This window comes from Streptomyces sp. NPDC059524 (assembly GCF_042749255.1).
GTDB classification, from domain to species: domain Bacteria; phylum Actinomycetota; class Actinomycetes; order Streptomycetales; family Streptomycetaceae; genus Streptomyces; species Streptomyces xanthii.
Genome location: NZ_JBHYTK010000020.1, coordinates 19,079 through 30,840 on the forward strand (window position 1 = coordinate 19,079; position 11,762 = coordinate 30,840).

Sequence of the window (11,762 nt, forward strand, 5' to 3'; positions counted from 1 at the left end):
GTTCGTTTTTCACCACCCAGCATCACCCCTAGCTTTCCGAGAGGGCTGAACCGCTCCCATGGCGAAGATCCTGAAGTTCGACGAGGACGCCCGTCGCGCCCTCGAGCGCGGCGTCAACAAGCTTGCCGACACGGTCAAGGTGACGATCGGCCCCAAGGGCCGCAACGTCGTCATCGACAAGAAGTTCGGCGCCCCCACCATCACCAACGACGGTGTGACCATCGCCCGCGAGGTCGAGGTCGAGGACCCGTACGAGAACCTCGGCGCCCAGCTGGTGAAGGAGGTGGCGACCAAGACCAACGACATCGCGGGTGACGGTACGACCACCGCCACCGTGCTGGCCCAGGCCCTGGTGAAGGAGGGTCTGCGCAACGTCGCCGCGGGCGCTTCCCCGGCAGCCCTGAAGAAGGGCATCGACGCCGCCGTCAAGGCCGTCTCCGAGGACCTGCTCGCCACGGCCCGCCCGATCGACGAGAAGTCCGACATCGCTGCCGTCGCCGGTCTGTCCGCCCAGGACAGCCAGGTCGGCGAGCTCATCGCCGAGGCGATGGACAAGGTCGGCAAGGACGGTGTCATCACCGTCGAGGAGTCCAACACCTTCGGTCTGGAGCTGGACTTCACCGAGGGCATGGCCTTCGACAAGGGCTACCTGTCCCCGTACTTCGTCACCGACCAGGAGCGTATGGAGGCCGTCCTCGACGACCCGTACATCCTGATCCACCAGGGCAAGATCGGCGCGATCCAGGACCTGCTCCCGCTCCTGGAGAAGGTCATCCAGGCCGGCGGCTCGAAGCCCCTGCTGATCATCGCCGAGGACGTCGAGGGCGAGGCCCTGTCGACCCTGGTCGTGAACAAGATCCGCGGCACGTTCAACGCCGTCGCCGTGAAGGCCCCCGGCTTCGGTGACCGCCGCAAGGCGATGCTCCAGGACATGGCCACCCTCACCGGTGCCACCGTCATCGCCGAGGAGGTCGGCCTCAAGCTCGACCAGGCCGGTCTGGACGTGCTGGGCTCCGCCCGCCGCGTGACCGTCACCAAGGACGACACCACCATCGTCGACGGTGGCGGCAAGTCCGAGGACGTCGTCGGCCGCGTCAACCAGATCAAGTCCGAGATCGAGAACACGGACTCCGACTGGGACCGCGAGAAGCTGCAGGAGCGCCTGGCGAAGCTCGCCGGCGGCGTCTGCGTCATCAAGGTCGGCGCCGCGACCGAGGTCGAGCTCAAGGAGAAGAAGCACCGTCTGGAGGACGCCATCTCCGCGACCCGCGCCGCGGTCGAGGAGGGCATCGTCTCCGGTGGTGGCTCCGCGCTCGTCCACGCCGTGAAGGTCCTCGAGGACAACCTCGGCAAGACCGGCGACGAGGCCACCGGTGTCGCGGTCGTCCGCCGCGCCGCCGTCGAGCCGCTGCGCTGGATCGCGGAGAACGCGGGCCTCGAGGGCTACGTCATCGTCTCCAAGGTCGCCGAGCTCGAGAAGGGCTCCGGCTACAACGCCGCGACCGGCGAGTACGGCGACCTGGTCAAGGCCGGCGTCATCGACCCGGTCAAGGTCACCCGCTCCGCCCTGGAGAACGCGGCCTCCATCGCCTCCCTGCTCCTGACGACCGAGACCCTGGTCGTCGAGAAGCCGGCCGAGGAGGAGGCCGAGGCGGGCCACGGCCACAGCCACGGCCACGCCCACTGACCCTCCCAGGTCCCCGACCGAGGCCCGGCCTCCCCGCACCACAGCGGGGAGCCGGGCCTCGGCGCGTCCGGCGCACCAGGGCGACACGCCCTAGCCTGATGCCATGACCCCGCGTCCGTCCCCCCGCCTCGCCGCGATCGTGGACGCGCTGCCGCTCCGCCCCGACTCCCGCGTCCTGGAGATCGGCTGCGGCCCCGGCGTCGCCGCCCGCGCCGTCGCCGGCCGGCTCGACACCGGTTTCGTCCTGGCGATCGACCGCTCCGCCACCGCCGTCGAACAGGCCCGCCGCGCCGGTGCGGCCCAGATCGCCGAAGGCCGCCTCGCGGTCCGCCGGGCCGCCGCGGAGGACTTCGTCCTGCTGGACGGCGAGGAACCGTACGATCTCGTCTTCGCCGTGCGCGTCGGCGCCCTGGACGGCCGCCACCCGGAGACGGCCCACCAGGCCCTCACCCGCATCGCCGCGGCCACCACCCCGACGGCCCGCCTCTTCATCGACGGCGGCGACCCCCTGCGTGAGCTGACCCTCCCGCGGGCCTGACTACTGAGGCCCGTACTTGCGCCCCGTCCGGGACGTGAGGCCGCCGAGGAGGGGGCGGGGGGTCAGCTTCACCACGCCCATCAGCGCCTTGTAGCGGGGGTCGGGGATGGAGAGGGTCTTGTCGCGGGAGAGGTCGGTCAGGGCCGCCGCGACCAGCTTGTCCGCGTCGAGCCACATCCACTTCGGGATGTTGTCCGTGCCCATGCCGGCCCGCTCGTGGAACTCCGTCCGCACGAAGCCGGGGCACAGCGCCATCAGGCGGACGCCGCTGCCGGCCAGGTCCTTCGCCGCGCCCTGCGTGAACTGCACGACCCACGCCTTGGACGCCCCGTAGGTGCCGCGCGGGACGAACGCCGCGACCGACGCCACGTTGATCACGCCGCCGCGTCCGCGCTCCCGCATCGACTCGGTCGCCGCCGAGGTCAGCCGCAGGACCGCCTCGATGTGCACCTTGAGCATCGTCAGCTCGTCGGCCATCGGGACGTCGAGGTAACGGCCCTTGTTGCCGAACCCCGCGTTGTTGACGAGGAGGTCGACGGGGGAGCGGCGGTCGCGCAGCCGCTCCTCGACCGCCGCGATCCCCTCGTCCGTCGACAGGTCGGCCGGGAGGACCTCGGCCTCGATGCCGTGCCCGTCGTGCAGTTCGGTGGCCTGCTCCCGGAGCCGCTTCGTGTCGCGCGCGACGAGGACCAGGTTGTGGCCGTCGGCGGCGAGGCGCCTGGCGAACGCGGCGCCGATGCCCGCGGTGGATCCGGTGATCAGTGCCGTAGTCATGGGGCAAGGGTAGTGAGCGATCAGTGCCCCGCGTGCCCGCCGCCCTTCGGCGTACCGGCCCGGCCGCCCCGGTCGACGACCACGAACTGGCCCATCATTCCGCCGTCCTCGTGGTACAGCAGATGGCAGTGGTACATGAACGGCGTGTCGGGGTCGGCGAATTCGGGCCCGCCGTCGAAGCGCAGGGCGATCTTCATCGTCGTACCGCTGGGGACGAGGATCGTGTCCTTGCGGCCGCGCAGGACGGCGGGCGGCCTGGCCCCGTTCACCGATACGACCCTGAACTGCACGTCGTGCACATGGAAGTTGTGCGGCATGCCGTTCTCGTTGCGGACCGTCCAGACCTCGGTCGTGCCCCGGGTGACCGTGGCGTCCACGCGGTCCATCTCCATCGAGCGGCCGTTGATCCCGCTCATCTTCAGGTCGAAGTGCCGCTCGCGCACGGCGTCCGCGGGGTCGGGCAGTTCCTGCCCGGCGAGTTTCGCCGGGACGCCGGGGGAGGGGCGCAGGGTGCGCGCGGCGCGCAGCTGCAGTACGTCGAACGAGTCGTCGCCGCCCGCGAACCGCTTCTGCCAGGCGTCCCCGTACCCGCTGTCCAGCGGGAAGCCGCGCAGCACCGCCCGCTCCCCGGCCCGCATCCGCACCACGACCTCGGCCCGCTCGCCGGGCGAGAGCCGCACCCGGTCCTCGGCCACGGGCCGCTCCAGGAGCCCGCCGTCGGTGCCGACAAGGGCGACCTCGCGGCCGTCGGCGAAGCCGAAGTCGTACGTGCGCGCGGTCGAGGCGTTCAGGAGGCGCAGCCGTACGCGCTCGTCGCGCACCACGCGGTACGGGTCCAGGGCGCCGTTGACCATCGTGCGGTCGCCGAGGAAGCCGATGTTCTGCATCAGGCCGTGGCCGTGGTCGAAGCGGTCCCCGTCGAACTTCACGTCCTGCACCACGACCGGCAGGTCGTCGACCCCGTACCGCTTCGGCAGCGCGAGCCGCTCGCTGTTCTCGTCGTCCAGCAGGAACATGCCGGCGAGCCCGCGCTGCACGTGCCGTTCCGTCTTCCCGTGCGGATGCGGGTGGTACCAGAGGGTGGCCGCGGGCTGGTCGATCCGCCAGTTCGGGGACCAGCGGGCGCCGGGCTCGACCATCTGGTGCGGGCCGCCGTCCATCCGGGCGGGCAGGTGCATGCCGTGCCAGTGGACGGTGGAGGCCTCGTCGAGGGAGTTGCGGACCCGGACCTCGACCCGTTCGCCGCGCTTCGCGCGCAGCGTGGGGCCCAGGTAGTTCCCGTTGAAGCCCCAGGTCGGCGTCTTGCGGCCGGGACGGAACTCGGTCTCGCCCGCCCGCATCCGCAGGTCGAAGACGCGCCGCCCGGTCTTCTCGTCGACGTGCGACTCCGCGAGCGGCGGGATCGCCAGCTCGTTCGTGAACGCCGTCCGGCCGGCCGTCGTCACCTTCGCATCGGACCACAGCCACCACACCCCCGCGCCGATCGCCAGCGCGAGGACGGCGACGAGGGAGCCGAGGACGGTGAGGACACGGCGCAGGCGGCGCCTGCCGGGGGTCTTTCGGTCGGTGTGGGCCATGCGTCGAGCGTCCCGTCGGGGCCGGTCCCGGCACATCGGGGACGGCCCCGGAGCCGACCCCGATCCCCACCCTCGCCCCCGGCCGGGTTCTCCCTTAAGAGGCGCCCCGGCTCAAGAGGCGTTCCCCGAGCCGTACTTGGCGACGTACTCGCGCGCCGCCCGCGCGGTGTCGGGGCTCAGCGCGTCACCGGCCGCCAACACCCTGGGCAGCAGCGCCCGTTCGACCGTCACCGCGCGGAACTGCAGGGCCACCGTCACCTCGTGCTCCGGCCGGTGCACGACCTCGATCGCGTCCCCGGCCCGGATCTCACCCGGCTCGATCACCCGCAGGTACGCCCCCGGCGCCCCCTCCCGCGTGAACCGCTTGACCCAGCCCTGCTCACCCAGGTGCCCCTGGAACGTGCGGCACGGGATACGGCCCGAGGCCACCTCGAGGAGCAGGTCGGGGCCGACCCGCCAGCGCTCGCCGATCAGGGCGCCCGACACGTCGACGCCCTCCGTCGTGAGGTTCTCGCCGAAGCAGCCGCTCGGCAGCGTCCGGCCGAGCGCCCGCTCCCAGCCGTCCAGGTCCTCGCGCGCGAACGCGTACACGGCCTGGTGGTCGCCGCCGTGATGGCGCAGGTCGCACACCGCGTCGCCGGCCAGGCCGCTCCCGCCGACCCCGCGCTCGCCGGGCGCCGCCACCCGGACGGGCCCCTCCACGGGCCGCTTGTCGATGCCGGTCACGCCCTCGGCCTGATCGGTGTACTCCACGGCCACGGGGCGGCCCAGATTGAGAGACAGAAGCTTCATGACAGCGCACGCTACGGGACCCCGCTCCAAAGCCGCCATGCATTAATCAGCGCGGACCCCAAGCTCCGCTTATGCTTGAGGAATGATCGAGGCCCGTCATCTCCGTGTCCTGCGCGCCGTCGCCGCCACCGGCTCCTTCTCCGCCGCGGCCCGCGAACTGGGCTGCACCCAGCCCGCGGTCAGTCAGCAGATGAAGGCCCTGGAGTCCTCGGCCGGCACCCCGCTGCTCATCCGCACCGGCCGCGAGATGCGCCTGACCCAGGCCGGCGAGGCCCTCGTACGGCACGCGGCGGGCATCCTCGCCGGGCTCACGGCCGCCGAGGAGGAGGTCGCCGCGATCGCGGGCCTGCGCGCCGGCCGGGTCCGGCTCGTCTCCTTCCCCAGCGGCAGCTCGACGCTGGTCCCGACCGCGCTGGCCGCCCTGCGCGCCGAGCACCCCGGCACGCGCGTGTCCCTGGTCGAGGCCGAACCGCCGCGCTCGGTGGAGATGCTGCGCGAGGGCGACTGCGACGTGGCGCTCGCCTTCCGATATGAGGGGGCGCAGGCCCAGGAGGAGTGGGACGACCTCGTCGTGCGGCCGCTGCTGGCCGACCGGCTCGTGGGCCTGGTGCCCGAGGCGCACGCGCTGGCCGGCGCGGGCTCGGTGACCATCGACGCGTTCGCCGACGAACCGTGGATCGCGGGCTGCCCCCGCTGCCGCCGCCAGCTGGTGGAGGTGTGCCGGGGCGCGGGCTTCACCCCGCGCATCGACTTCGCGACGGACGACTATCCGGCCGTGGTCGGACTCGTCGGCGCGGGCCTCGGCGTGGCGGTCCTGCCCGAACTGGCCATCGAGTCTGTTCGGCCCAAGGGTGCACGCACAGTGACGGTGGAGCCGCCCGTGCGGCGCGAGATCGTCGCTCTCACCCTGCCGGATCTGGCGCAGGTGCCGGCCGTCGCGGCGACGCTCGATCATCTGGCGAAGGCCGCCACGCGCTGATCCGCCGGCGCGCGGAAAACACCGCGGGCCCGGGCGCGCCGCAGCGCGCCCAGGCCCGTCCGGTGTGCAAAAACGTTCCTTCAGTGGTCCTCGGCAGTCCTTCAGTGACCGGCCGAACTGGTCGCCGGGCGCCCCGCACCCCCCGCCGACGCCGTGACGAGCCGGTTGCGCGCCCGTCCCATGAGTTCTTCGCGTTCGTCCTCGGTCAAGCCGCCCCACACGCCGTACGGCTCACGCACCTGTAGCGCGTGAGCTGCGCATTCTGCGCGTACGGGGCACCTCATGCACACCTCTTTGGCCGAGTTCTCACGGGCGCTGCGCGCCGCCCCCCGCTCGCCCTCCGGGTGAAAGAAGAGCGAGCTGTCGACCCCGCGGCAGGCCGCGAGGAGCTGCCAGTCCCACAGATCTGCGTTCGGTCCGGGAAGGCGGGAGAAATCTGCCATTGCGTTGTCCCCTTGTAGCCGTTGTGACGCGGATACGGTGCCCATGACCGTACATCTACTGTCTAAGGAGATGAAAATATGACTCATTGAGAATCTAGCTACAGACACCAGCGGATGGGAAGAAAAGCGGCCGAATGGGGCATAGGTTGTGGGGAAACCTTGTGAGTACGCCGCGCTGCCCTTGCCGTGTGCGACCCCTCACGTAGAGTGCCGAACCAGGCCGTCCGACCCGTAACTCTTTCGGGTGACCGTCGTTGAGAGTGCGGAGGCGGTTGCTACACCGAGCGCTCGGGCAGACGTCCGGATCGCTCGGAGAGTGTGGACCGCACAGGTGACGATTTCGTACCAGCCTGGAGGCTCAAGGTGACGCGCATCAGCTGCGGAGGACGGTCATGACATCCGTCCTCGTCTGCGACGACTCCCCGCTTGCCCGAGAGGCGCTCCGCCGCGCGGTCGCGACCGTGCCCGGCGTCGAGCGCGTGACGACCGCGGCCAACGGCGAGGAAGTCCTCCGCCGCTGGGGCGCCGACCGCTCGGACCTGATTCTGATGGACGTACGCATGCCCGGTCTGGGCGGCGTCGAGACGGTCCGGCGGCTGCTGTCCGCCGACCCCGGTGCGCGCATCATCATGCTCACCGTGGCCGAGGACCTGGACGGTGTGGCCCTCGCGGTCGCCGCCGGTGCCCGTGGATACCTGCACAAGGACGCCTCGCGCGCCGAACTGCGGGCCACGGTGACGCAGGCGCTCGCCGACCCGACGTGGCGGCTCGCCCCGCGCCGGCTCCGTTCGGCCGAGATGGGCGCCGCGCCCACGCTCACCGCGCGCGAGATCCAGGTGCTCGAGGGGATGAGCCACGGGCGGTCCAACGCGGAGATCGGGCGCGAGCTCTTCCTCTCCGAGGACACCGTGAAGACGCATGCCCGGCGCCTGTTCAAGAAGCTCGGCGCTTCCGACCGGGCGCACGCGGTTGCTCTCGGGTTCCGGTGGGGGCTCGTCCGATAACGCCCAGTGGGGGGTGCTGACTCGAGTCTCGCGGCCGACTGCGCCGCTGTGGCTGGTCACGCCCCGCGGCGGAGTCGCTGACGGATACGGCCCCGCGCCCCTGAAGGCACACTTCGTGCGCCTCGGAGGCGCAGGTCCCACCCCCCGAAAGACGACGGCGTGGGCGTCGCTGTCTCGTTTCGCGTCGGATGCCGCATCCTTGATGTGTGGAGTTCCTCGGGGACGACGAGTCGGGCGAACAGGGTCAGCGAGAGGGGAGGGCGCAGGAGATGAGTTCCGGCGCACCTGTCCATGACGCTTCTGTCCATAACGCTTCGGTGCACAACCAGGGGCGCGGTGCCGCGGACCGCGCCTCGGCAGGGCACCATGGATCGATGCGCGACGACGAGACAGTGACCCCTCAGGGGGGCATCGGCACACTCGTCGGCCGCGCCGTCGACGGCGACGAGCAGGCCACGCACGATCTGCTCGCGCACGTCCATCCCCTGGCCATCCGCTACTGCCGCACGCGGCTGTCGCGGCTCCCGGGGGACGCGCGGCACTTCGTGGAGGACCTGGCGCAGGAGGTCTGCGTCGCGGTGCTCCTCGCCCTGCCGCGCTACAAGGACACCGGCCGGCCCTTCGAGGCCTTCGTCTTCGCCATCGCCGCGCACAAGGTCGCCGACCTGCAGCGCGCGGCCATGCGCGGGCCCGGGTCCACGGCCGTTCCTTCCGACGAGATGCCCGAGCGGCCCGACGACTCGCTCGGCCCGGAGGAGCGCGCGCTGCTCAGCAGTGACGCCGCATGGGCGAAGAAACTGCTCGCCAATCTTCCGGAGAACCAGCGGGAGCTGCTCCTGCTGCGCATCGCCGTCGGGCTCACCGCGGAGGAGACCGGGCAGATGTTGGGCATGTCACCCGGCGCCGTCCGGGTCGCCCAGCACCGCGCGCTCAGCCGCCTGCGGGCCCTGGCGGAGCAGTGATCCGGCCGTAGCGGCCAGGTGGCGCACGACCTCCGTGGCAGACGTGTGAACGTACAAAGTCTGCCGATGATCTTGCTCGTGGAATGAGACGGGTCTTGTTCCCGTTAGCATGGACATCCGCACCGATCAAGGCCATTTGGGGAAGGTGTCATGACTGCAAACGTCGACGGAGTGCCCGCTAAATTCGCGACACTCGGGCTGACCTACGACGACGTGCTGCTGCTGCCGGGCTCGTCGGACATGGCGCCCGACGACATCGACACTTCCTCGCACGTGTCCAAGAACGTCAAGGTGAACATCCCGCTGCTGTCCGCGGCGATGGACAAGGTCACCGAGTCCCGCATGGCGATCGCCATGGCGCGACAGGGCGGCGTCGGCGTACTGCACCGCAACCTGTCCATCCAGGACCAGGCGAACCAGGTGGACCTGGTCAAGCGCTCCGAGTCCGGCATGGTCACCGACCCGATCACGGTGCACCCGGACGCGACGCTCGCCGAGGCCGACGCGATCTGTGCCAAGTTCCGGATCTCCGGCGTCCCCGTGACCGACCCGGCGGGCAAGCTGCTCGGCATCGTCACCAACCGCGACATGGCCTTCGAGTCCGACCGCACCCGTCAGGTGCGCGAGGTCATGACGCCGATGCCGCTCGTGACCGGCAAGGTCGGCATCTCCGGCGTCGACGCCATGGAGCTGCTGCGCCGCCACAAGATCGAGAAGCTTCCGCTGGTCGACGAGGCGGGTGTCCTCAAGGGCCTCATCACCGTCAAGGACTTCGTCAAGGCGGAGAAGTACCCGAACGCCGCGAAGGACTCCGAGGGCCGGCTGCTCGTCGGTGCCGCCGTGGGTGTCGCCGGTGACTCCTTCGAGCGCGCCCAGGCCCTGATCGAGGCGGGCGTCGACTTCATCGTCGTCGACACCGCGCACGGCCACTCGCGCCTCGTCGGCGACATGGTCGCCAAGATCAAGTCCAACCACGCGGGCGTCGACGTCATCGGCGGCAACATCGCGACGCGTGACGGCGCGCAGGCGCTCATCGACGCCGGTGTCGACGGCATCAAGGTCGGTGTCGGCCCGGGCTCCATCTGCACCACCCGTGTGGTCGCCGGCATCGGCGTCCCGCAGGTCACCGCGATCTACGAGGCCTCGCTCGCCGCGAAGGCGGCCGGCGTCCCGGTCATCGGCGACGGCGGCCTGCAGTACTCCGGTGACATCGCCAAGGCGCTCGTCGCCGGCGCCGACACCGTGATGCTCGGCTCGCTGCTCGCGGGCTGCGAGGAGTCGCCGGGCGAGCTGCTCTTCATCAACGGCAAGCAGTTCAAGTCGTACCGCGGCATGGGTTCGCTGGGCGCCATGCAGACGCGCGGTGAGCGCAAGTCGTTCTCCAAGGACCGCTACTTCCAGGAGGGCGTCGCCTCCGACGAGCAGCTGATCCCCGAGGGCATCGAGGGCCAGGTGCCCTACCGCGGCCCGCTGGCCTCGGTCGTCCACCAGCTCACCGGCGGACTGCGCCAGTCGATGTTCTACGTCGGCGGCCGCACCGTCCCGGACCTGCAGGCCAACGGCAAGTTCGTCCGCATCACGTCGGCGGGTCTCAAGGAGAGCCACCCGCACGACATCCAGATGACGGTCGAGGCGCCGAACTACAGCCGCAAGTAGCCGTACGCCCATGAGGGGCGGTCCCGGACACTCCGGGGCCGCCCCTCACGCGCGTGTCGGGGATACTGGTACGCGCAGACCAAGAGGGAAAGGCCCCACAACGTGACTGAGATCGAGATCGGGCGCGGCAAGCGCGGCCGCCGCGCGTACGCCTTCGACGACATCGCCGTCGTGCCGAGCCGGCGCACCCGCGACCCGAAGGAGGTCTCGATCGCCTGGCAGATCGACGCCTACCGCTTCGAGCTGCCGTTCCTCGCGGCGCCCATGGACTCCGTCGTCTCGCCCGCCACCGCCATCCGCATCGGCGAGCTCGGCGGCCTCGGCGTGCTGAACCTCGAGGGTCTGTGGACCCGGTACGAGGACCCGCAGCCGCTGCTCGACGAGATCACGGAGCTGGACCCGGAGACCGCCACGCGCCGCCTCCAGGAGATCTACTCGGCCCCGATCCAGGCCGACCTGATCAAGCAGCGCATCAAGGAGGTGCGCGACTCCGGTGTCGTCACCGCCGCCGCGCTCTCCCCGCAGCGCACCGCCGAGTTCTCCAAGGCCGTGGTGGACGCGGGCGTCGACCTGTTCATCATCCGCGGCACGACGGTCTCGGCCGAGCACGTCTCCGGTGCCGCCGAGCCGCTCAACCTGAAGCAGTTCATCTACGAGCTGGACGTGCCGGTCATCGTCGGCGGCTGCGCCACGTACACGGCCGCGCTGCACCTGATGCGGACGGGCGCGGCCGGTGTCCTCGTCGGCTTCGGCGGCGGCGCCGCGCACACCACGCGCAACGTGCTGGGCATCCAGGTCCCGATGGCCACCGCGGTGGCCGACGTCGCCGCCGCGCGCCGCGACTACATGGACGAGTCCGGCGGCCGCTACGTGCACGTCATCGCCGACGGCGGCGTGGGCTGGTCCGGCGACCTGCCCAAGGCCATCGCCTGCGGCGCCGACGCCGTGATGATGGGCTCGCCGCTCGCCCGCGCGACGGACGCGCCGGGCCGCGGTCACCACTGGGGCATGGAGGCCGTCCACGAGGACGTGCCGCGCGGCAAGAAGGTCGACCTCGGCACGGTCGGCACCACGGAGGAGGTCCTCACGGGCCCGTCGCACACCCCCGACGGCTCGATGAACTTCTTCGGCGCCCTCAAGCGCGCGATGGCCACGACCGGCTACAGCGAACTCAAGGAGTTCCAGCGCGTCGAGGTCACGGTGGCGGACTCCCAGCACCGCCGCTGACGCTGTGCCGTAGCAGGACATGAGTGGGGGGCGGGCCGCACCTGGGGCCGCCCCCGCAGATTTCGTTGTGGTGCGGTGAGATAACGCCCGCTAGTAGGAGGAACTAACACGCCGGACCGCCCC

At 71.1% G+C, this 11,762-nt stretch carries 11 protein-coding genes; 7 read left to right on the forward strand and 4 right to left on the reverse strand.

Annotated elements, in window-relative coordinates:
* Positions 1-58 precede the first annotated feature (58 nt).
* Positions 59-1,687, forward strand: coding sequence for a chaperonin GroEL (groL, locus tag ACFW9D_RS08720; RefSeq protein ID WP_188337345.1), 1,629 nt, complete (start codon positions 59-61; stop codon positions 1,685-1,687).
* 103 nt (positions 1,688-1,790) lie between these two features.
* Positions 1,791-2,225, forward strand: coding sequence for an SAM-dependent methyltransferase (locus ACFW9D_RS08725; protein ID WP_384619402.1), 435 nt, complete (start codon positions 1,791-1,793; stop codon positions 2,223-2,225).
* On the opposite strand, the gene ACFW9D_RS08730 is transcribed toward ACFW9D_RS08725, so the two are convergent.
* The 3 genes from ACFW9D_RS08730 to ACFW9D_RS08740 form a co-directional block, all read right to left on the reverse strand.
* Complete coding sequence (locus ACFW9D_RS08730; RefSeq protein WP_384619404.1) at positions 2,226-2,999, reverse strand: SDR family NAD(P)-dependent oxidoreductase; 774 nt, start codon at positions 2,997-2,999, stop codon at positions 2,226-2,228.
* 20 nt (positions 3,000-3,019) lie between these two features.
* Positions 3,020-4,576, reverse strand: a complete 1,557-nt coding sequence (locus tag ACFW9D_RS08735) for a multicopper oxidase family protein (RefSeq protein ID WP_384619407.1) — start codon at positions 4,574-4,576, stop codon at positions 3,020-3,022.
* A 111-nt stretch (positions 4,577-4,687) separates the two neighbouring features.
* Entirely contained in the window at positions 4,688-5,368 is a 681-nt protein-coding gene (locus tag ACFW9D_RS08740) for an MOSC domain-containing protein (protein ID WP_384619409.1), read from the reverse strand.
* An 82-nt stretch (positions 5,369-5,450) separates the two neighbouring features.
* Here ACFW9D_RS08740 and ACFW9D_RS08745 point away from each other — a divergent pair, with 82 nt between their 5' ends.
* Positions 5,451-6,347 carry a LysR family transcriptional regulator gene (locus tag ACFW9D_RS08745; protein WP_188337340.1) on the forward strand — a complete coding sequence of 299 codons (897 nt, stop codon included), beginning with the start codon at positions 5,451-5,453 and terminating at the stop codon, positions 6,345-6,347.
* Between the two features lie 101 nt (positions 6,348-6,448).
* On the opposite strand, the gene ACFW9D_RS08750 is transcribed toward ACFW9D_RS08745, so the two are convergent.
* The gene (locus ACFW9D_RS08750) at positions 6,449-6,790 is read right to left on the reverse strand and encodes a WhiB family transcriptional regulator (protein WP_188337339.1); all 342 of its coding nucleotides are present in this window, start codon (positions 6,788-6,790) and stop codon (positions 6,449-6,451) included.
* 392 nt (positions 6,791-7,182) lie between these two features.
* Here ACFW9D_RS08750 and ACFW9D_RS08755 point away from each other — a divergent pair, with 392 nt between their 5' ends.
* From ACFW9D_RS08755 to ACFW9D_RS08770, 4 genes are all read left to right on the forward strand, one after another.
* Entirely contained in the window at positions 7,183-7,794 is a 612-nt protein-coding gene (locus ACFW9D_RS08755; RefSeq protein WP_003948568.1) for a response regulator transcription factor, read from the forward strand.
* A 374-nt stretch (positions 7,795-8,168) separates the two neighbouring features.
* Entirely contained in the window at positions 8,169-8,756 is a 588-nt protein-coding gene (locus ACFW9D_RS08760; RefSeq protein WP_188337338.1) for a sigma-70 family RNA polymerase sigma factor, read from the forward strand.
* Between the two features lie 150 nt (positions 8,757-8,906).
* A complete protein-coding gene (guaB, locus tag ACFW9D_RS08765) occupies positions 8,907-10,412 on the forward strand; it encodes an IMP dehydrogenase (protein ID WP_188337337.1) in 1,506 nt (501 codons plus the stop codon).
* A 102-nt stretch (positions 10,413-10,514) separates the two neighbouring features.
* On the forward strand, positions 10,515-11,639 hold the full coding sequence (locus ACFW9D_RS08770) for a GuaB3 family IMP dehydrogenase-related protein (protein WP_188337336.1): 1,125 nt from the start codon (positions 10,515-10,517) through the stop codon (positions 11,637-11,639).
* Positions 11,640-11,762 lie beyond the last annotated feature (123 nt).